Consider the following 21,176-nt stretch of genomic DNA (forward strand, 5'->3'; position numbering starts at 1 on the left):
CGTTACGTCCACTAGTTTCTAGCGCAACAACAAAACCTCAACCTGGTCACCATCTTGGGCCCCCGGCCCGTCAGGCAACACTGCCAAAGCATCGGCGGCCGCCATGGCCGACAACTGATGCGAGCCCTGACCACCCGCCGAACGCACCCGGTAGCGGCCATCCACCAAGGTGGCCGCCACCCGATTGAAATGCGTTTTCCCATCAAGGTGACGCGGCAACGCCCCCTCCAAAGTAGCCAAAACTCGAGGACGGCTGAGTTCTTCGTGCCCGGCCATAGCCCGCAAAGCCGGGCGAGCAAAAAGTTCAAACGACACCATGGACGACACCGGGTTGCCGGGCAAACCAAACACCGGCACCTCGCCCACCACACCAAAAGCCAACGGCTTAGCTGGCTTAATCGCTACCTGCATCCAGCGCATGTCTCCCAAACGATCAAGCACCACCTTGACGTAATCAAAATCCCCCATGCTTACCCCACCCGACGAAAGCACGGCATGGCACCGCTGCTCACCCAGACAAGCCGCAGAAAACGCTTCTTCAAGCGCCTCTTGGTTGTCGGGCACCAAACCCAAATCAACGCCCACAAAACCCGTTTCAGCTAACAAAGCCAACAGAGAATGCCGGTTAGCGTCACGAATTTGCCCCGGAGCCAACGCCTGAGGGCCATCGATCAACTCGTCGCCGGTAGACATCACACCCACTCGCAAAGGCTCCCGCACCAGAACCTCAACACAGCCGATGCTGGCCAGCACCCCAAGATGCCCCGGGGTCAAGACCTGGCCCGCCGCAAAAACTATTTGACCGGGTTGTAAATCTTCGCCAGCGTTGCGCACATGGTTGCCCTCTGGCACTTCAGCTTCCACCATCACTTGGTCACCCTCCACCGAGGTCAACTCCACCATGATCACCGCATCGGCCCCCGGCGGCATCGGCGCGCCGGTCATAATGCGAATCGCTTCACCCGCCTGAACCATCACCTGAGGCACCGCCCCCGCAGCCAAAGTGTCGACAACCTTAAGTTGTTTGGGTGCCTCCTGCGTATCGGAGGCCCGCACCGCAAACCCGTCCATAGCGGTATTAGCAAAAGGCGGCACCGCTTCGGTAGTCATTACCTCGGCCGTCAACACCAAACCCAAAGAATCATTGGGGTGTCGCTTCACCGAGGCCACCACCGGGCAGCGCTCCAACACATATTTTTGGGCTTCTTCTAACGGAATCATTGCTTTACTCCCCACAACTCATAAGACCTAAAGGTTACCGAGGAGACCAAGAAGACTCGGTGCCATTAAGCAACCGCCGAATATTGCGGTGATGACGAGCCACAATCAGCAATCCCAAAGCAGCAGTCCCCCACACCTCGTTGGCCGGACGGCCCGTTAACACCAGCAGCAACGGCATAGCCAGAGCCACCGAAATCGAACCCAAAGAAACCTTTTTCGTTACCTGAGCCAACAAGAAAAACAAAGCAAAACCCCCGGCGGCCGGCAAAGGAAACAAAACCACCGCTCCTCCGGCACTGGTCGCTACCCCTTTTCCGCCCTTTAACCCACGAGTCACCGGCACCACATGGCCCACGGTGGCCGCCACCCAACACGCCACCCCCAAAGGGCGACCATCCAATGCTAAACCCGCCGTGGCCGCCACCAAGCCCTTTAAAAAATCCAGAAAAAACACCACCACCCCAGGGCGACGCCCAGCAATACGGTAAACGTTGGTGGCCCCCGGGTTACCCGAACCCTCTTTGGTGGGGTCCATACCTACCCGGCCCGCCACCAAGTGCGCCGAAGGGAACGTGCCCAATAAATAAGCCGCCGCTATCAGCACCACGTTGACCAACATGTAGGTAAGCATCCCCTCTGCAGCGCCCAAAAGGGCGGATCCATAAGATCTTTCCTCTCAGGACGGTACACTCAGACTCTCGTAAAGAGATCAACTTTCCCCCTCACTTTTTTCTTAGGCTTACCGATGCCCACTTACCAATACCGTTGCCAAACCTGCGCCCACGAATTTGAGGCCCGTCAATCTTTTGCTGACGATGCCCTCACCGACTGCCCCGCCAGCGATTGCCACGGTTCGGTCAACAAAGTATTTAGCGGCGTAGGCATCGCCTTTAAAGGCGACGGTTTTTACCGCAACGACCACGGGGCCTCCAAAAAAACCACGACGCCTAAAAAAACTAGCAGCGGTTCGACCAGTACCTCTGAGCCCTCAACCACCAAAACTGAGTCGACCAAAAAGCCTGCCGAAAACAAAACCAGCACCACCAGTTCGTCGGACTAATCGCCGGGCCATGCCCCACCCACTTCCCCCATTAAACCCCCTACGTGGGAGACACATAAATGGGATTCTTCTTCGCTCGCATCCGGCTCTGGGCCGCTCATCGCCGCCTTATGTGGTGGCTCATCGCCGCCTCGCTGGCTTTAATTACCGGCCGGGCCGTCGACGCTGCTCTTGCCCAAAGCACCTGCCCAGCAGAACAAATCGTCACCGTGGCACCCCCCGATGAGCACCGACCACAAATCGGCGAACGGGCCATCGCTCTCACACAAGACACCGACCGGCTTTCGTTAACCGCCGGCGACCGGGTAGATCTCTACGCCGTAGACGACTACGCCCCCACCGGACGGTTGCTGGTTGAAAACGCACGAGTACTCGACCAAACCGAACAAGGCATAACCGTGGCCGTGCCCATGACTCAAGTGGCCGATTTAGCAGCGGCTCGCCATTGGGGAGAAATCGCTTTGGCCTTAACCCCGGGCTAACGCACCCCGCTGGCCAACAGCAACAACACCCCGCTACCTAGCAACACCCGGTAAACAACAAAACTGTCAAAGTTTCGATGGGCGACCAAACGGATCATGCCCGACACAGCCAGCCATCCACTGAGCGCTGCAGCCAACGTGCCCACCACAAAAGCGGCCCGCCAGCCCGACGGCACCTGCAGGTCGGAGGCTTTAATCAGCCCCGCCCCGGCAATAACTGGCAAGCTCATCAAAAATACTAAGCGGGCGGCTTCTTCACGAGCTAAACCAAAAAACCTAGCCACCGTCAAGGTGACCCCCGAACGAGAAACCCCCGGCTGAAAAGCCAAACCTTGCGCTACCCCCAACAACACTGCGTGGCCCATTCCCAAATCGCTTAAAGAACGCTCCGCAGGCCGGCGATCAGCCCAACCCAGCAACAAACCAAAAAGAATCAAACAAAGCGCCACCAACCAAATACGGTCACCCAAGTCTTCGGTCACCGCCAACACCCCCACACCCAAAAGCCCGGTGGGCACCGCCGTAACCAGCAAAAACATTGCCGTAGCGGCATCACCCGCTAAACGGTCCCGTTTACGCAACCAACCAAAGCCCGCCGTGGCGTACCGAACAATGTCGGACCGCAAATACACCACCGCCCCGGCCAAGGTCCCTAAATGTAAAGCCACATCGAAAGCATTTTCCAACTCGGGTTTTCCGGCAAAATCATCCCACCCAAACAGCCAAGGAGCCAACGCCAAATGTCCGCTAGAAGACACCGGTAAAAACTCGGTAACCCCCTGCAACAACCCTAAAAAAAACGCATGAAGAAGCGGCAAAATAAACCCCTAAGCCCCAGAAACCGTAAGTTCGGCAATCACCAAAGTCACCCCAGCTGCCTTCATCGGCAACCAAACCAAGTCGTCGCCTACCGCAGTGACCTCCAACAACATTTTCTGCAACGTCGAAGCAATGGTGAACTCCCGCACCGGTTCAGCCAACTCTCCGTTACGAATACGCAAACCTTCGGCCCCGGTGGAGAAATCCCCGCTGACCGGGTTCACCCCAGAGTGCAGACCACTCACTCCTTGCACTAACAAGCCGTCGGTAATACCAGCAATCAAAGCATCCGGACTGAGTTGGCCCGGTTGCACCGACACTGCTTGCACTCCTACGCCAGGGGTCGAGGAATAACCCCGTACCGCTGACCCGGTAGAAGCGGTACCGACCCGACGAGCGGTGTAACTGTTATGCACAAATTTCTCTAATCGGCCGTCTTGCATCAACACGTTGCGGCGGGTAGCGAGGCCCTCGCCGTCGGTAGCGGTAGCGGTAAATGCCGCCGGGTTGGTGGGGTCATCAATCAACGTCAAAGACGCCGCGGCCACTTGGTCACCTAAACGTTCGGCAAACAAAGAGCGGCCCTTTTGTACCGCTTCGCCGCTCAAGGTGCCCCCCACGATGCCCAAAAACTGTGCGCTCACCCACGGATCAAGTACCACCATCATGCGGCCCGAAGGAGGTTTCACCGCACCCAACATGCGGGTGGAGCGTTCTACCGCATCGGTAGCAGCCTGGCTTACCTCAAGGTCGCTGGGCTGGCGCCCTACCGAAAAGCCGAACCCGGCTTGGGTGTCGCCGTTTTCTTCGGCCAACGAATACGCAGAAAGAAAGCAGCCGGTTTCGGCGGCCGTGGTACGTATGCCGGTTGTGGTGGCTACCGCAGTTTGGGTCACCGAATCTGAATAATCAGCTGATTCCACCCCAATGATGCGAGGGTCGCCTTGCCTGGTTCGGCGTTCCAACTCGAGGGCTAACGCCACTTTGCTTTCGACGGGAAAGTCCACCAGTTCTTGGCGGTAAATATCTAACACTGCAGGGTCTAAAGCATCGGGAGTAGCCAAGGCACAAAACTCGTCGGGAGTAGCAAAAGCAAGGTTTTCTCGTGCTTCGGCCAGCGTCTCGTCCAAAATGGCCAGATCGAGCGTGCCTGCAGAAGCAAAACCCTGACGACCATCACGTATGACTCGCACCCCGACCCCTTGCGATTCGGCAGCAGTTAGCGACTCAACTTGGCCCTCGTAGGCCCGCACTTCGGTTTCACGCTCATGGACAGCCACCACTTCAACTTGTTCCCCGGGTTGGGCCTGGGCTACCAAACGATCACAAAGAGATAAAAGGTCGCTCATGCTGCGGTCCCCCCAACGGTTAAACGGGCCACCCGCAAGGTGGGGGTGCCGTCGCCGACTGGAACTCCTTGGCCATCTTTGCCGCAGGTACCCGGGGACCCCATAGCAAAGTCGCCGGCAATGGCGTCAATGTCTTGCAGGGTTTGCGGGCCGTTGCCAATCAAGTTGCCGTCACGGATAGGCGACGTCAACTCACCGTTTTCTATGAGGTAAGCCTCGGTCATGCCGAACACAAAATCTCCGGTCACCGTGTTGACTTGCCCGCCGCCCAACTGCGCCACATAAACCCCATGGTCGGTCGAAGCAATAATTTCTGCCGGGTCATTGGGCCCTGGTTCAAGAAACGTGTTGGTCATGCGGACCATAGGAAGATGCTGGTAACTCTCGCGGCGCCCGTTGCCTGAACACGGCCGGCCTTCTTTGGTGGCCCGTAGATAATCCCACATGTAGTCAGTAAGCACTCCGTTTTCAATGAGCACATTGCGTTGAGCGAGGTGGCCTTCGTCGTCTACGCCGTAACGCCCCCATTCGCCGGCCATGGTGCCGTCGTCGACCAAAGTCACCATAGGGTTGGCGACCATTTCGCCTCGCCGGCCGGCAAACACCGAAGCCGACTTGGCAATAATGTCGGCTTCGAGCCCGTGGCCGCAGGCCTCGTGAAAAAGCACGCCCCCGCCGCCGGGGCCCACCACTACTGGCATTTCGCCACTGGGGGCGGGCACGGCAGACAATTTGGTGTAAGCCCGTTGCGCTGCTTGGAGGGCCATAGATTCGACGTCGACGGAGTCAAAGATTTCGAAACCCACGGTGTGGCCCATGAATTGCCGCCCCGTTTGTCGCCCGAGGTCTCCTTGGGCCACGCAAGAAACAGCAAATAAGGTGCGTACCTGATCATCACCGGCCAACAAGCCTTCGCTGTTCGCTATTTGAATGCGGCGACGGCTGTCTGCGTAGTGCGCTGATACTTGGGTGATGGCTGCTTGAAAGCCTCGTGCTGCCTGGTCAGCTTTTTGCAACAACGCTACTTTTTGACTGCCGGAAACCTGGTCGGGCATAACCGCAGCAGCCGGAGCGGGCAGGGATCCGTCAGAGGTAAAAGCCACCGACTTGTTGCTGTTGCCTGCGCTTTGTGCGGCGGCGGCGGCCGCTCGGGCTGCCGTTTGTAGGCCTTCAGGCGAAAGGTCAGCGGTATGGGCAAACCCGGTGGTTTCTCCTAAAATCACTCGTATGCCGGCCCCTCGGCGACGGCCGCTGGTTAGCTCTTCAATTTTGCTGTCGTCGAGCACCGCCGAAGTAGAGCGTTTGTCCTCTACGAACACTTCCGCAAAGGTCGCTCCCGACTGAAGCGCTGTTTCTATGGTTTCTTGCAGCAATGCTGGGTCAAGCAAAGGCCGTGCATCATGTTGAGTACTCACCGATTTATCTTCTCTCCGCTTTAAGGTTTTGGATCTTTAAGGTCCGCTGGTCTGGCAAGAACCTCTCTGAATGCGTATGGTAACCCTATGGCTTTACGCATTGGTCTTCAGGCTTCTCTTGAACTCACGGTGTCCGACGAAGACACTGCCTTGGCGTGGCGGTCGGGCAATGTACCAGTTCTCGGTACCCCACGTTTGGCGGCCCTTTTGGAAGAGGCCACCGTGGCGGCTCTTGCCGACCATCTTGAGCCGGGTAAAACCACCGTCGGCATGCGCATCCACCTTGATCATTTTGCTCCGTCAGCGGTAGGCGACCAGATTGTGGCTTCTGCCGAGGTGGAGCAAATCAGTGGGCGTCGCATCACCTTTAACGCTCAAGCGGTGTGTGGCTCTCGTTGCCTTGAAGGCGAAGCCGGCACGGTGATTGGCTCAGCGGTTATTGTACGAGTGGTGGTAGACGCCGAACGCTTCCTTCAACGACTGCAGTAGTTTTAAGGTTTAATGTTGTCTGCTGATTCAAAGCCCACGCTGAGTAAACGTCTTCGACGCCTTTCGGCCGAGGGGGTAGGTACCGGGCTGCGTTGGTGGGCTGAGGTGCTGCTGGTGTTGGCTTTCTATGCCACCTACACCACCACGCGAAACCAATTTGGTTCCGTCTCGGTGAGCCCTCAGCAGGCGCTGGAAAATGCCGAAAGCATCATTGATTTTGAACGCTCTCTGGGCCTTTTTCAAGAACTACGCATTCAAGACTTCTTTATTGATTGGCGTTGGTTTATTCAGTTTTGGAACCTTTTTTACGGGACCTTTCATTTTGCGGTCACCATTTTTGCTTTGATGTGGCTTTACCGCCGCTTCCCCATGCTTTACCCTCGTTGGCGCACCTCATTTTTGTGCACCACCGGGTTAGCGCTCATCGGGTTTAGTTTGTTTCCACTCATGCCCCCTCGTCTGCTTACTGATTGCGGCCAATACGGGGCTTGTCTTACCACTTGGCCTTTTGTGGACACGGTGCGCGAGGTCGGCGGCCTGTGGTCGTTTGATTCGGGCACCATGCAGCAAGTTTCTAACCAATACGCCGCCATGCCCAGTTTGCATTTTGCTTGGGCCCTGTGGTCTGCTTTGGCTCTGTGGCCGGTGTTAGAAAACCGTTGGGCTCGCCGACTCATTGCCTTTTACCCGGTCGGTACTTTGTTTGCGGTAATCGTTACCGGCAACCACTATTGGGTAGATGCTTTGGGTGGGCTGGTTGTTCTGGCCATCGGTATTGTTTTGGGCCGTTTTCTGGCCGATAGTTGGCATAACTGGAACCTTCACCGTTGACCGGTAACGTTGACTTTAATCGCTCGTCAGGACCCCCGGTGTTACTTAAAGAAATCCATTCGCCTCAAGATCTTCGTGGCCTTACCGTTGACCAGTTGACCGCGCTGGCTGCCGAGATTCGTCAAGAAATCGTGGCGGTTGTTGACCGTACCGGCGGGCATTTGGGCTCCAACTTGGGGGTAGTGGAGCTCACCATGGCTTTACATCGCACCTTTGAAAGCCCGCACGATGTCATCTTGTGGGACGTGGGGCATCAAACTTACGTACACAAACTCTTGACTGGGCGAGCCAACGAGTTTGCCTCTTTGCGGCAACCCGGCGGCCTTTCTGGCTACCCGGCGCAAAAAGAATCTCCCCACGACTGGATAGAAAACTCTCACGCTTCGCCGGTGCTTTCTTACGCCCATGGTTTAGCCACGGCTTTTGCCGCCACTGGCGAAGACCGTCGGGTGGTCGCGGTGATTGGTGATGGTTCAATGACGGGCGGCATGGCCTTCGAAGGGTTGAACAACCTTGGCCACAGCGAGCTTGGGGTGACCATTGTTTTAAACGACAACGGCCGTTCTTACGCCCCTACGGTGGGCAAGTTGTCGGAGAGCCTTATCCGTATTCGCTCTAACCCCACCTACATGCGGCGCCAGCGCCGTTTAGAGGAACTCGCTGAGCAACTGCCCTGGGTGGGTGAAATAGTTGAACGAGGTATTAACGCCACCAAGGCGGCTATACGGGAGTTTTTAGAACCCACCGCCTTTTTTGAAGCCCTCGGCGTGCACTACCTCGGGCCTTTCGACGGCCATGATATTGCCGAAATTGAAGATGCTTTAGCGAACGCCGCCGAATTTGATGGGCCGGTGGTGGTTCACGTGTTGACCCAAAAAGGCCGTGGCTATCAGCCTGCTGAAGAAGACTCCATCAAACACATGCACGACACTTCGGGCATCAAACCAGGCAGTTATACCGAAGCTTTCACCGAAGCCCTTATTAAAGAAGCGGAATCTCGCCCCGAGTTGGTGGCTATTACGGCGGCCATGCCGGACTCCACCGGGTTACTTTCTTTTAAAGAACGTTTCACCGATCGCTGTTTCGATGTTGGCATTGCCGAACAACATGCCGTTACCGCCGCTGCGGGGATGGCCTTGGGCGGTTTACACCCGGTGGTGGCTTTGTACGCCACGTTCTTGACTCGAGCCATTGACCAAATCAACTTGGATGTGGCTTTGCACAAACTCCCGGTGGTTTTTTGCCTTGATCGGGCCGGCATTACCGGCGACGATGGGCCCTCTCATCACGGGGTTTTAGACATGGTGTTGCTTACCAAAGTGCCCGGGATGACTGTTTTTGCCCCCTCGTCGTACCAGGAACTTCAACAAATGCTTCACGATGCTTTAGAGATAACCGGTGGCCCGTCGGCCATTCGTTGGGCCAAAACGGCTGCCCCGCATGTCGGTGAAGAAGAAATCGGTCAAGGACTTTCGGCTCGTTTGGCCAGCGGCCCCGCTGACGGCCCGGCTGATGTGTGTTTGCTGGGGGCCGGCAAAATGTTTGCCGTCGCTACCCAAGCCGCCGAGTTGTTGGCCCAATCTGGGGTCACTACCACCGTCTGGGACCCTCGTTTAATTTCGCCGTTAGACCCGGCCATGTTAGAAAATGCTGCCAGTCACCCACTGGTGGTTACCGTTGAAGACGGTTTTCGCCAAGGCGGCTTCGGCACGCTGGTACGTGATGCGTTGGCCGAAAATCTTGACGCTCCCCCCGTGGTGGTGCTCGGTGTACCGGTAGACCATCACCCCCATAACGACGCCGACGCTTTGTTGGCTTCGTTTGGTTTAGATCCGCAAGGCGTGGCCGATACGATCCTGGCTCGCCGATAGGGCGCAGAATCAACTATAAAAAGGGTTATCGCCTGAACTGTGGTCGGTGCTGTCAACTACTTCGGTGATTTCAGGGATTGCTTCAACGATGGCTTTTTGAATACCTTCGGTGAGGGTGGCTTGGCTCATGGAGCAGCCTTGGCACCCGCCGCCCATGGTCACGTAGGCGGTGCTTTCTTTTATTCCAACCAAGGTGGCGAACCCGCCGTGAGAGGCCAACGCCGGGTTGATGCGTTGTTCGAGTAGTTGTTCAATGCGTTCTGGTATTTCACCGGTGAGTTCCAGGTCGGTGATGTCCCCTAATGGGTTGGGTCGGTTGGGGTTGCGGATAACCAGTCCGCCTTGGGAAGCGTTGGCTGGCATGTCGAGGGTCGCTCCGGTTAAACGGTCGGCGCTTTCTTCGGGGACCAGCATGGTCAACCCTTCGATTTCCCACTGGCGGTCGTCGTCGGCAAACTCATCGGGGCCAACAAATGCTAAGTCGTAGGCGTAATCAACGCCTGCGGTGCCAGTGATGGAGATACGCAAACCAAGGGTGTCGGCGTGGTCTTCGTTGGCCCGCACTTCAATAACCATGGCCAGGGCTTCTGCGCTGACTCCGATCACTGCACTGTCGGGGTGGTGCACAATTTGTTCGGTTGCCGTTTCGCTCATGAGGCATCTTACTGCTGACTTATTTGTTGAGTGTGTTTAGAGGCTAGGTTCTTACCATGAGTAAAAATTTAGTAACCATAGAAAACGATGACAACATCGCCATATTGCATTGGGATGACGGCAAGGCCAATGTTTTGGGCTATGACGGTATTGCTGCTTTACTCGAAGCGCTTGACGAGGTGGAAGCTGCCGGAGCGGACGCCGTGGTCTTGTCTGGTCAAGCCGGCAAGTACTGCGCCGGTTTTGATTTAGCGGTAATGAAAGAAGGCAACGAAGCGGCCCGCGGCATGTTGGCTCGTGGGGTGGATTTATTCATGCGTCTTTATTTGTTCCCTCGCCCGGTAGTTTCGGCCTGCACCGGTCATGCCATTGCTGCCGGGGCCATCATGTTGATGTGCACCGACTTGCGGGTTGGGGCGCAGGGGAAGTTCAAGATCGGTTTACCAGAAGTCACTATCGGCATGAGCCTTCCGTTTTTTGCTACCGAGTTGGCTCGTGATCGTTTGTCTAAGCGGCATTACACCCGAGCTACTGCTTTGGGTTACTTGTATTCCCCCGACCAGGCCGTTGACGTGGGGTACCTCGATGAAGTGGTGGCAGCAGACCAGGTTTTGGCTACCGCTGTTGAGCAAGCGCATGGGCTGACCGGCATTAGTCGAGGCGGCTTGGTGGCCACTCGTCAAACCACCCGGGCAGTTATTGCTGGTGAGATCAAGGCCGGGCTGGCTGCCGACTTGGCCAACTTTGACACCACTAACTAACTCTTGACCGTTTCGAACCTTCCTGATGCGCTGCTTTTAGTGGCTTTTGGTGGCCCCGAAGGCCCCGTAGATGTCGAACCATTTTTACAAAATGTTACGGCGGGGCGTGATGTTCCTGCCGATCGGCTGGCCGAGGTTGCGCAGCGTTATTTGAGTCGGGGCGGCAAGTCGCCGGGCAATGACCGCATGCGTGCTTTGTTGGCTGCTGTTCAAACCGAGTTGAGAAGCCGTGACTTGGTGGTGCCGGTGGTGTGGGGAAACCGTAATTGGCATCCTTTTATTGAAGAAACTGTTGAGGAACTGGAGCGGCAAGGTCACCAGCGGGTGATGGCTTGGTTTTCTTCGCCTTACCGGTCGTATTCCACTTGTCGCCAATACCTTGAACAGATTTCTGCCGCTACCGAGGGTTGCTCGGTGTCGGTGGAACGCCTGCGCCCTTATTTTGATCACCCGGGTTGCATCGAGCCGGCTGCTGATCGGCTTCGGGAGGCTTTGCTTACCTTGCCGGCCGATCTTCGAGACGAGACTTGCCTCTTGTTTTCGGCCCACAGTCTTCCTTTGGCTTCGGCCGACACTTGCGCTTATGTTGACGAGATCAACGAGGCGGCTCGCTTGATTGCCGAACGGGTCAGCCCCCAAGGCCAACACCGCTGGGAAGTGGTGTGGCAATCGCGTAGCGGTTCGCCGCACGTGCCGTGGCTGGTCCCCGATGTGGGTGATCGCATTGACGAGCTGGCTGGCCTCGGGGTTCAGGCGGTCGCCGTTTCGCCGGTGGGTTTCCCGGTGGGGAACTTTGAGGTGGAATGGGACCTCGACGTAGAAGCGGCTCAGCGAGCAGCAGCCCATGGCATGAGTTTTGCCCGAGCCGACACCATTGACCAGGACCCCCGGTTTGCCGCCATGATTGTGGACCTTTTGGTGGAACATTGTACTTCGGGAGCCACCCCCGCTGCTTTGGGAAACTTAGGAGTGGCCCCCGCAGCGTGCCCCAGCCACTGCTGCCCTCCCCCGCCCTAGCGCCCCCCAACCTAAAAATCCGTTACATGGGGACAGTCCCCAGGTAACGGATTTTTTTATTTTTGCTGTCCCCGTTTCTTGGTCGGGGGTGGACTACGGTCAAATGTCGGCAAAAGCCGCGTAATGACCGCTAACTGTCACAGGTTGCTGTCATTATGGAGAACACACCAAACGAACCATTGAGATTACAAAAGTGACCGAGCAACAAAAACTAATTCCTGACGAACAAAACTTCGCTAAAGACATCGTGCGCATCACGGTGGGCGAAGAAATGCGTGAATCTTTTCTGGCTTACTCGCTTTCGGTCATTACTGCTCGAGCTATCCCCGATGTACGCGATGGGCTCAAACCCGTACAGCGCCGCATTCTTTACGCCATGTTGCGCATGGGTATACGGGCCGACACCCCGCACCGCAAAAGCGCCCGGGTGGTAGGCGAAACCATGGGGCGTTATCACCCCCACGGTGATGCCGCCATTTACGATGCTTTAGTTCGTTTGGGCCAAGACTTCGCTCGAGGGATCACGTTTATTGACCCGCAAGGCAACTTCGGTTCGCTTGACGATCCACCGGCTGCTCCTCGTTATACCGAATGCCGCCTAACCGAAGCGGCTATGGCCATGGTGGGCGAGATAGATGAAGACACCGTTGATTTTCGCCCTACTTATGACGGCGAATCTTTAGAGCCCATTAGTTTGCCGGGCCTTATCCCCGGGTTGCTGGTTAACGGAACCACCGGCATTGCTGTGGGTATGGCCACCAACATGCCCACCCACAATTTGGCTGAAGTAGCAGCGGCCATAGAAATCGTCATGAAAAAGCGTCGCCCCAAACCCACCGTTGATGAACTTTTAGCGGTACTTCCTGGGCCAGATTTTCCTAGTGGCGGCATCATCATTGACGAGGATCTTCGCACCGCCTACCAAACCGGTCGAGGGTCGGTGCGTATCCGCGCCAAGGCCCATATCGAATCGCTGAGTCGAGGTCGCCAAGCCATCGTGGTTACCGAACTCCCTTACATGGTGGGCCCCGAACGAGTGGTCGCCAAGCTCAAAGACCTCAACGAAAAAGGCAACATTCCGGGCATTAGCGACTTCAAAAATCTTTCCGACCGCAGCACCGGGCTTCGTTTGCAACTCACCGTCCGGTCGGGCCACAACCCTCAAGCGGTGTTGAACGATCTTTACCGCACCACCCCGTTGGAAGAATCTTTCGGCGTAAACAACGTGGTGTTGGTTAACGGCGAGCCGCAAACCTTAGGTTTGTTGGCCCTTTGCCAGCACTACATTGACCACCGTCTCGATGTGGTGGTACGTCGCACCACTTATCGCCGGCAAAAAGCGTTAGATCGTCTGCACATTGTGGAGGGTTTGCTCATTGCTTTGGACGCCATCGACGAGGTGGTGGCCATCATCCGAGGGTCGCAAAATACTGCTGAAGCCCGCAGTTCTTTAATGGAGCGGTTCAACCTGAGCCGCATACAAACCGACCACATTTTGGATATGCCTCTCAAGCGCCTTACCGCTTTAGAGAAACTCCGGCTCGAAGACGAACGTGACGAGCTGACTTCTGATATTTCTGGTTTTGAACAGTTACTTAAGTCAGAAACCCGTCAACGCACCTTGGTGCTTACCGAACTCCAAGAGGCAGTGAAACGCTTCGGCCGCCCACGCCGCACCGAGATTATCCACCCTGATGATGTGCCGGTCTTTGAAGCAACCGAAGAGGTAGAAAAGGTAGCTGACGAGCCTTGTGCGGTAACTTTGTCTACCTCAGGGCAGATCGGCCGCACCTCAGTGGATGGTGCTCGCCAGGCCAGTCCCGGCCGCCACGATATTTTGACGGCCGCCATTTTGGCTCGCACTACCTCAACCGTTACTGCTGTCACCTCAGAAGGGCGTGCCCTGCAAGTAAAAGCCGCTGAACTTTCCGACGCAACCGGTCGGGCCCGGGGAGCGAGCGCCGCACAAATCTTTGGCGCCAACCGAGGAGAAACGCTGCATACCGTGGTGGCTGAAGGAAGCGAACACCTCATGTTGGTCACCGCCAAGGGCGTGGTCAAACAACTCGCCCTCGACGAGGTACGAGACACCAAAGCGGGGAAAACGCTTATTAACCTTAAAAACGGCGACCGGGTTGCTGCCGCTTTTTGTGTTCCGGAAAAAGCAGACATTTTGTTTGTGACCTCTGATGGACAGGTATTGCGCACTACCGGCGACGAAATCAGCATTCAAGGCCGGGGCGCATCTGGTGTCGCCGGCATGAAGGTGCGGGGTGATGCCCAAGTAATTTACGGTGGAGTCATTTTGGGCGACGACGTGCTCTTTACCATCAGCGACGACGGGCTTATTAAAGCAACTTCGGTAACTGAGTTCGATACCAAGGGACGCAACGGGGTGGGCGTTCGGGTTGGCAAACTCATCGACTCGGCCCAAATAACCACCGCTTATTTAGGGCAACCCTTCGGCTTGCTTTGTGTGATGACGCAAGATGAAGACCCCAGCAAACCCGACCCCAACCCGGTTCCTTTGATGATTGAACCGACGCGCCGAGAGCTCACCCCAAGTACCAGCGAACGACAAATATTGGCTCTTGGCCCGGCGAGGTGGTGACCATGGCAACTAAACCTAAAGCAAAAAAGAAAACTATCGGCTACGACGCCGATGCTATTGAAACCCTCGAAGGCCTTGAGGCGGTGCGTAAACGCCCCGGCATGTACATCGGCGGCACCGGAAGCCCCGGGTTAACCCACCTGGTGTGGGAGTTGATCGACAACTCCGTAGACGAAGCCGCCGCCGGTTACGCCAAACGTATTGAGGTCACCTTGCATCGAGATCGTTCGGTAGAAGTCGCCGACAACGGCCGTGGCATCCCTGTTGACCTTCACGCTAAGCGAAAGGTTTCTGCGCTCGAAGTGGTGCTCACCGAACTCCACGCTGGGGGAAAGTTCGGGGGCGGCGCTTACGGAGCATCCGGTGGCCTGCATGGTGTAGGGGCTTCGGTGGTGAACGCACTGTCTACCAAACTGATCGCTCAGGTAGACAGAGACGGCCACACGCACGAACTGGCTTTCAAAGAACGAAAAGCCGGGCAGTTTTCTGGGGCAAAGTTCACCAAAGGCCACCAACTCGAGCGCATTAAACGCATTGCCAAAACCAAAACCGGTACCCGTATTCGATTCTGGCCCGACTTTGACATTTTCGACAAAGATGCTGTGCTTGATTTTGAAGAAATATGCAACCGGGTTACTCAAGCATGTTTCTTGGTGCCAGGGGTAAAGATAAAAGTCGTTGATAAACGCACCGGGCAAAGCAATGAGCCATTTGAGTTTGTTTCTCGCGGCGGCTTGACCGACCTCGTTGATCACCTCTCAAACGGCGACAACGTTTGCGAAATAATTACTCTTTCGGGCATTGAAACCTTTACCGAACGGGTACCGGTTGAAGGAAAAATGACCGACGTAGACCGAGAATGCACGATCGAAGTGGCTTTGCGGTGGGTGCGTTCTTACGACACGGTGACCCAAACTTTCGTTAACACCATCCCCACCAGCCAAGGGGGAACCCACGTTGCCGGTTTTGAGCGGGCCCTGACCCGAGCAGTGAACGATGTCCTATTAAAAGACACTCGCAAGTTGGCCAAATTGGCGAAACAAAACAAGCACCGAGCCATCAAAGACGACGTGGGCGAGGGTTTGGTGGCTGCGGTAAAAGTGCTGTTTCCTGAACCGCAGTTTCGTGGTCAAACCAAACAAGAACTCGGCACCCCAGCGGTAGAAAAAATTGTTTACAACGTAGTTAAACAAGGCCTCACCGAATGGTTCGAAGGGGGCGGGCCCAAGAGCCACATAAACGCCGTGCGAGACAAAATGGCTATGGCCGTCATCAACCGGGTGAGCTCAAAACAGATGCTGGAAAACAAGCGTCGCGCCGCCAACTTAGGCTCGGCGGGTATGCCCGACAAACTTGCGGATTGCCGTAACCATGGGCGGGACTCCGAACTAATCATCGTAGAAGGTGACTCTGCCGCTGGCCCTGCTAAAGCGGGACGAGATTCCTCATTTATGGCTATTTTGCCTTTACGAGGCAAGGTAGTGAACGCCGGAAAAGCGACCTTGAAACAGGTACTCGACAACGCAGAAGCAAAAGCGTTGTTTACGGCGGTCGGCGCAGGTTCTGGTAAAGACTTCAACATCGACGATGCTCGTTATGGTCGCATCATTATTTTGTGCGATGCCGATGTTGATGGCAGCCATATTCGCTGCTTGTTACTTACCTTGATCTATAAATACATGCGCCCCATGCTTGAAGAGGGCCGAGTTTTCGCCGCTCAACCACCGCTGTTTACTTGCCGAGTGGGTGACACTATTCATCGGGCTTTTAGCGACGAAGAACGCGATGCTTTGACGCTGGAACTCAGCAAGGGGAAACGTAAAGTAGAAAACCTTAGGTGGAACCGCTTTAAAGGCCTCGGCGAAATGAACGTGGACGAACTCGCCGAGTGTGCTCTTGACTCCGATACTCGAATCTTGCGTCAACTTTCTATGGACGATGGCCAAGAGGCCAAAGAGGCGGCAAACCTTTTCGATGTGCTTATGGGCTCAGATGTGGGCCAACGCCGAGATTTCCTTATCGCTAACAGTTCTCTCCTTGACCCCGACGCATTGGACATTTAATGGCTGCTCTGCCAAAGTTTTTTTCTCCTTCGGCTTCTAACACCTACCAGCAGTGCCCTCTACGTTGGAAGTTTCGCTACGTAGACAAACTCCCCGACCCACCGGGGGTTCCAGCGTTGGTTGGTACTTTTGCCCACCGGGTATTGGAACTTCTTTGCGAAGAGCCTGCCCCGCAAAGGACGAGTGCCCGGGCAAAAGAATTGGCCCGTCAGGTATGGCCAGAAATATCTGGTCATAAAGACTTTCAAGCCCTGTTCTTAACCGATGAAGAACAACATGACTTTCGGTGGCGTTCCTGGAAAGCCATTGAAGGTCTCTGGGATTTAGAAAACCCCAGCGAGGTGGAAGTACTTTCTACCGAAAAAAAGATGCGCACCGAACTCTCTGGTGTGCCTTTTATGGGCATCATTGACCGCCTCGACCAGGCTCAAGATGGCACGGTGGTGACCGATTACAAGTCGGGAAAACCACCGCGGGTAGCTGACCGAGACCATGCTTTAGAACAGATCCTTCTTTACGCGGCGGCTGTGGAAGCCGAAACCGGCGAACGACCGGTTCGGGGGCAACTTCTTTACTTAGGGAAAGAAACGCTCGAAACGGAGGTCACGGCAGACCGTCTTGCCGACTGCACCGGGCAACTTGCTTCCATTTGGTCTTCACTCAACAAAGATTGCGCCGCCGATACTTTTGCTGCCTCGCCGGGGCCACTTTGCGGGTGGTGCCCTTATGCCGGCCGATGCGAAGACGGGGCAAAAGAAATCAAACGACGTTTAGCTGCGGGCCGTATGCGCCAAGACGCTCCGGCGCTTAAATTAATTTAGTTCAGCGGCGCCGGCGGCGAAGGGCGAGCAACAAGACAATCGCAACCACCGCGGCAAACACCCCGATGCGGTGAAGCAAATCTGCCCGTTCGTCGGTCATTTCAACCGGTGGGGTCTCAAAAGGTAAAACCTCGTCCTCGCTGGATGTTTCAAGTGGCGCTTCAGTAACCGCCGTCGTCTCTTCTTGAGACGGTTCGGGTTGGTCTGCTGGCTCAGGCAACAAATCATCTACCGGGCTGTCCTCGGGTGGCCCAGAACGAGGGCGGCGTGATTGTGGGTTGTAACTACTCATAAGGAACCTCCAGAAAGAACATGGTCGAGAAGAACATCAAATTCGCCCGCGGCCTCGGTGGCTCCTGGGCGTTTGCCTAAACCGTGGATCGGCAAAGATTGTGCGGCGGCTTCGGACACTGCGGCACGCTGATGTACCGGCGGCAAGCAGTGTTCTGGGTAGGCCTCGGCGAGTTGTTCGTGCCAGTACCGGGCGTCTCGGGTGCGAGCCAGCCGGTTTATAGCTATACCGGCGATCTCCGGTTGGGCGTTGGGTCGACGGGTTTGGATTCGTTCGATGGTTTGCAGCATGCGGCCAACGCCATCAACCGCCCAAGCGCCGGGTTCTGTTACCAAAAGCACCCGGTCGGCGGCAAACAGTGCGTTGATGGTCAATAGGCCAAGCGAAGGCGGGCAGTCGATGAGCACCAACGGCCACGACGCTCCGCTTCCCCCAGAAAGTGCGATTTGTAAACGGTTTTGAGCCCCTAAAGGGTCGGTAGCCAACTGAGGTTCTCGAGCCGCTAACGAAGCAGTCGAAGGAGCCACCAATGGTCGTGCCCCGCAGGTCACTGGCCATCCCGTGGTTTCCACCGATGAATGGATGCCTCCCGGTGTTTCTTCGGCCAGCACTGCATCAATGCTTCGCGTGGGCTCAAAGACGCCTAAACCGGTGGTGGCGTTTCCTTGCGGGTCTAGGTCGATGACCAACGTTTCGATGCCTCGAGCGGCGGCGGCCGAGGCCAAACCCAAGGTGACCGTCGTTTTACCCACTCCACCTTTTTGATTTACTACAGCCACTGACGTCATAGCCCCAACTTAACCCATGGCAACACCAAACCCGGGCCTTGTTAAGAAAGGCTTTCTGTCTGCTCTTTATGGGGGGGTGCCCCGCTTGCCCCCCTCCGGGCATCTACGCTCAACCTTGTGCGTCGACCTTCTCTATTTTCTTTAGTTTCTCTTATTTTGGTTGGCGGGGTTTTGGCCAGCGCTACCGCTTCTGCAGAAACTTACGTTGAAGCCATGGCTCGAGAAGAAACAAGCATTGTTGACTATCGGGCAGAGATCGTGGTACTTCAAGGGGCCATCGCCGTTGCTGAAGACAAGCTGGTGAACATTGCCGACCAAATAGCCGAAGCCGAAACACGTCGCACGTTGGAAGATGAAAAACTCGCCCTGCTCCCGATCTATTTAGAGCTGGTAGCCGACGATCTGCTTAATCGTTTTGTGGCTTTGGACCAACCCACGTTGGTACGTCACGAAATGGCCATCGACGCTTATGTACGTAACGACGAGCACATGAACGCGGTGTTAACCCAGTCCACCGAACTGACCGAAGAAGCGCTCCAAGGCATTCGTGCTCGCCTGCTTTACGAAGCGATCATTAACGACGCCAACGACCAACTTCTGGCTATCTACGACGAACTTCTGGCTTTAGGGGTACAAGTAGATTCACTCTATTCAAGGACCGAACGCAGCCAAGTGCGTTGGGGCCTCGCCCAAAGTGATGCGGATCAGGCATGGTCAATTATCCCTGGAGTTGACCAAGAAATAGCTACCGCTCAGGCCAACATTGCCATCGTTGAAGCGTCGATTGCTGCTGCCCAATCAGAAATAATCCGCTTGGAAGAACTTTTAGTCACCATGCGATGGACCGCTGTTTTGGGTCAAGACATGGATCGGCCGGCTTTGGCTATAAAAATTGACAACGTTTTTGCGGCCTGGCCGCAAAGCGGCATCAACCAAGCCGACGTGGTGTACGAAGAAGTCGTAGAGTCTGGATTGACCCGTCTTATTGCTATTTTTCAAACCCAAAGCCCCGGCACAGTAGGGCCAATTCGTTCAGCACGCACCTCGGACCCCATTTTGCTTGAAGGGTTCGACCGGCCCTTGTTCGCTTATTCAGGGGCCAACAACATCACCTTAGACATCGTTATGGCCTCCGACGTCGAATCAGTCAACTACTACAATTCATCGAGCGCTTACTGGCGTTCAGAAACCCGGCGAGCCCCGCATAATCTTTATGCCTCAACATCACGGCTCTGGAACTTGCGCCCCGAGCGCACCGAAATGCCGCCGCCCCCTTTCGATTTCCGGGGCGAAGCCGAAGCGTTACCTCCCTCGGCCGTCCCGGCTTCAGAAATCGCCGTTGACTACGGATGGACCAGCGTGGACTATTCGTGGACCGGTTCCGGCTGGGCTCGTCGTCAAAACGGGTCGGCTCATGTTGATGCTGCTGGGGTAAGGGTGGCTCCCGCCAACGTCATCGTGCAGTTTGTGCGCTACGGCACCAGCCCTGCTGCAGCGACATCACCCGAAGCCATAACCACCGGTACCGGAGTGGCTTGGGTGTTTACCGACGGGCACATGATCGTCGGCGAATGGGACCGCACCGACCCAGAACTTCCGGCCATTTACCATCTTGATGGCGAAACTATTCGCATGTCTCCCGGCCGTACCTGGGTTTCGCTAGCCGAGGCAGGAACCGCTTCGTGGAATTAACCGGCCACTAAAGCGTCAGCGGGCACTGTTCCGTCGGCGGCTGCGGTGAGTATTTCGATACCTTCTTCGGTGACCAGCAGCGTGTGTTCAAACTGTGCTGTACGGCGACCGTCACGGGTGACCGCTGTCCAGTCATCGTCCCACATGGCGCAAGCGGGGTCGCCCAAAGTAAGCATGGGTTCGATGGTGAAGGTCATTCCGGGCACCAAAATAGTGTCCGGGTATGGGGCGTAATAATGTTTGACCTGCAGCCCGGAGTGAAACTCGGTGCCGATGCCGTGGCCGATAAATTCTTGCACTACCCCAAGCCCGTTCCGTAAGGCAAAACGCTCAATGGCTCGACCGATGGCGTTCACCGGAACACCTGGTCCGGCGGCGGCGATGCCCTCAGCGAGAGCGGTCCGGGTTTGCAAAACAAGTGCCCGCGAAGCGTCATCAACCTCGCCCACTAAAAGAGTGACCGAGGTGTCGCCATGTACCCCGTTGAGATAGATGGTGACGTCAACATTTATGATGTCGCCATCGGCTAACGGGCGACTGTCGGGGATTCCGTGGCAAACCACTTCGTTTACTGAGGTGCACACTGATTTGGGGTAGCCACGATAGTTCAGTGGGCTGGGGTAGCCCCCTCGGGCTACGGTGGCTTGATGAACTAATTCGTCTATACGGTCGGTGGTCATGCCGGGCACTATCTGCGGGCAGACTTCAAGCAGCACTTCAGCGGCCGCTTGGCCAGCGAGGCGCATGCGTTCAATTTCTTCTTCGGTGCGCACGTTTGACGAAGTTGACGGGCCGGGGTCGCCGGTAGCGGCGTAGGGGGGTCTGCCTATCTCTGCCGGAACGGTACGCATGGGGCTTAAAAGCCCTGGTCGCACTGGTGGTTCAGAAACAGGAGCGAGCGGGGTGCGCCGACGTTTACGTTTAACCATTTGGAGAGGCT

The 21,176-nt window shown here is 56.1% G+C and carries 20 protein-coding genes; 11 read left to right on the top strand and 9 right to left on the bottom strand.

Annotated features, from left to right (window positions below; genetic code table 11):
- Positions 1-18: 18 nt before the first annotated feature.
- Complete coding sequence (locus tag EYQ49_06410; protein HIG25503.1) at positions 19-1,221, bottom strand: molybdopterin molybdotransferase MoeA; 1,203 nt, start codon at positions 1,219-1,221, stop codon at positions 19-21.
- A 34-nt stretch (positions 1,222-1,255) separates the two neighbouring features.
- Positions 1,256-1,852, bottom strand: coding sequence for a glycerol-3-phosphate acyltransferase (locus tag EYQ49_06415; GenBank protein HIG25504.1), 597 nt, complete (start codon positions 1,850-1,852; stop codon positions 1,256-1,258).
- A 114-nt stretch (positions 1,853-1,966) separates the two neighbouring features.
- On the opposite strand from EYQ49_06415, the gene EYQ49_06420 reads away from it, so the two are divergent.
- Positions 1,967-2,281, top strand: a complete 315-nt coding sequence (locus EYQ49_06420) for an FmdB family transcriptional regulator (GenBank protein ID HIG25505.1) — start codon at positions 1,967-1,969, stop codon at positions 2,279-2,281.
- 59 nt (positions 2,282-2,340) lie between these two features.
- On the top strand, positions 2,341-2,763 hold the full coding sequence (locus EYQ49_06425; GenBank protein ID HIG25506.1) for a hypothetical protein: 423 nt from the start codon (positions 2,341-2,343) through the stop codon (positions 2,761-2,763).
- Here EYQ49_06425 and EYQ49_06430 read toward each other — a convergent pair.
- Genes EYQ49_06430 through EYQ49_06440 form a run of 3 tightly spaced genes read right to left on the bottom strand, consistent with a single transcriptional unit; the run spans position 2,760 to position 6,319 of the window.
- Positions 2,760-3,584, bottom strand: a complete 825-nt coding sequence (locus EYQ49_06430; protein ID HIG25507.1) for an undecaprenyl-diphosphate phosphatase — start codon at positions 3,582-3,584, stop codon at positions 2,760-2,762. The two genes, EYQ49_06425 and EYQ49_06430, sit on opposite strands and share 4 nt — an antisense overlap.
- Positions 3,585-3,590: 6 nt before the next feature.
- Positions 3,591-4,931 carry a TldD/PmbA family protein gene (locus EYQ49_06435; protein HIG25508.1) on the bottom strand — a complete coding sequence of 447 codons (1,341 nt, stop codon included), beginning with the start codon at positions 4,929-4,931 and terminating at the stop codon, positions 3,591-3,593.
- A complete protein-coding gene (locus EYQ49_06440) occupies positions 4,928-6,319 on the bottom strand; it encodes a TldD/PmbA family protein (GenBank protein ID HIG25509.1) in 1,392 nt (463 codons plus the stop codon). The genes EYQ49_06435 and EYQ49_06440 overlap by 4 nt, the downstream gene beginning before the upstream one ends.
- Positions 6,320-6,433: 114 nt before the next feature.
- Between EYQ49_06440 and EYQ49_06445 the strand changes: the two genes are divergently transcribed.
- Genes EYQ49_06445 through dxs form a run of 3 tightly spaced genes read left to right on the top strand, consistent with a single transcriptional unit; the run spans position 6,434 to position 9,537 of the window.
- Complete coding sequence (locus EYQ49_06445; protein ID HIG25510.1) at positions 6,434-6,835, top strand: thioesterase; 402 nt, start codon at positions 6,434-6,436, stop codon at positions 6,833-6,835.
- Positions 6,836-6,847: 12 nt separating this feature from the next.
- Positions 6,848-7,666 carry a phosphatase PAP2 family protein gene (locus EYQ49_06450; protein ID HIG25511.1) on the top strand — a complete coding sequence of 273 codons (819 nt, stop codon included), beginning with the start codon at positions 6,848-6,850 and terminating at the stop codon, positions 7,664-7,666.
- A 38-nt stretch (positions 7,667-7,704) separates the two neighbouring features.
- The gene (gene dxs / locus EYQ49_06455) at positions 7,705-9,537 is read left to right on the top strand and encodes a 1-deoxy-D-xylulose-5-phosphate synthase (GenBank protein ID HIG25512.1); all 1,833 of its coding nucleotides are present in this window, start codon (positions 7,705-7,707) and stop codon (positions 9,535-9,537) included.
- 9 nt (positions 9,538-9,546) lie between these two features.
- On the opposite strand, the gene EYQ49_06460 is transcribed toward dxs, so the two are convergent.
- Positions 9,547-10,191 carry a hypothetical protein gene (locus tag EYQ49_06460; GenBank protein HIG25513.1) on the bottom strand — a complete coding sequence of 215 codons (645 nt, stop codon included), beginning with the start codon at positions 10,189-10,191 and terminating at the stop codon, positions 9,547-9,549.
- Between the two features lie 56 nt (positions 10,192-10,247).
- Here EYQ49_06460 and EYQ49_06465 point away from each other — a divergent pair, with 56 nt between their 5' ends.
- The 5 genes from EYQ49_06465 (at position 10,248) to EYQ49_06485 (ending at position 17,464) form a co-directional block, all read left to right on the top strand.
- Positions 10,248-10,952, top strand: coding sequence for a crotonase/enoyl-CoA hydratase family protein (locus tag EYQ49_06465; protein ID HIG25514.1), 705 nt, complete (start codon positions 10,248-10,250; stop codon positions 10,950-10,952).
- 3 nt (positions 10,953-10,955) lie between these two features.
- Entirely contained in the window at positions 10,956-11,969 is a 1,014-nt protein-coding gene (locus tag EYQ49_06470; GenBank protein HIG25515.1) for a ferrochelatase, read from the top strand.
- A 193-nt stretch (positions 11,970-12,162) separates the two neighbouring features.
- Positions 12,163-14,580, top strand: a complete 2,418-nt coding sequence (locus tag EYQ49_06475; protein ID HIG25516.1) for a DNA topoisomerase 4 subunit A — start codon at positions 12,163-12,165, stop codon at positions 14,578-14,580.
- A 2-nt stretch (positions 14,581-14,582) separates the two neighbouring features.
- Positions 14,583-16,643, top strand: a complete 2,061-nt coding sequence (locus tag EYQ49_06480; GenBank protein HIG25517.1) for a DNA topoisomerase IV subunit B — start codon at positions 14,583-14,585, stop codon at positions 16,641-16,643.
- Positions 16,643-17,464, top strand: coding sequence for a PD-(D/E)XK nuclease family protein (locus EYQ49_06485; protein HIG25518.1), 822 nt, complete (start codon positions 16,643-16,645; stop codon positions 17,462-17,464). The genes EYQ49_06480 and EYQ49_06485 overlap by 1 nt, the downstream gene beginning before the upstream one ends.
- A gap of 1 nt (position 17,465) precedes the next feature.
- Here EYQ49_06485 and EYQ49_06490 read toward each other — a convergent pair whose 3' ends face one another.
- Both EYQ49_06490 and EYQ49_06495 read right to left on the bottom strand, forming a co-directional pair.
- Positions 17,466-17,756 carry a hypothetical protein gene (locus tag EYQ49_06490; protein ID HIG25519.1) on the bottom strand — a complete coding sequence of 97 codons (291 nt, stop codon included), beginning with the start codon at positions 17,754-17,756 and terminating at the stop codon, positions 17,466-17,468.
- Entirely contained in the window at positions 17,753-18,544 is a 792-nt protein-coding gene (locus EYQ49_06495; protein ID HIG25520.1) for a ParA family protein, read from the bottom strand. The genes EYQ49_06490 and EYQ49_06495 overlap by 4 nt, the downstream gene beginning before the upstream one ends.
- Positions 18,545-18,661: 117 nt before the next feature.
- Here EYQ49_06495 and EYQ49_06500 point away from each other — a divergent pair, with 117 nt between their 5' ends.
- Positions 18,662-20,236 (top strand): DUF3048 domain-containing protein, encoded by a 1,575-nt coding sequence (locus tag EYQ49_06500; protein ID HIG25521.1) that lies wholly within the window; start codon positions 18,662-18,664, stop codon positions 20,234-20,236.
- Here the strand turns inward: EYQ49_06500 and map are convergent.
- Entirely contained in the window at positions 20,233-21,165 is a 933-nt protein-coding gene (map, locus tag EYQ49_06505; GenBank protein HIG25522.1) for a type I methionyl aminopeptidase, read from the bottom strand. The genes EYQ49_06500 and map overlap by 4 nt on opposite strands.
- Positions 21,166-21,176 lie beyond the last annotated feature (11 nt).

It is taken from the genome of Acidimicrobiia bacterium (assembly GCA_012959995.1).
Classification (GTDB): domain Bacteria; phylum Actinomycetota; class Acidimicrobiia; order Acidimicrobiales; family MedAcidi-G1; genus MedAcidi-G2B.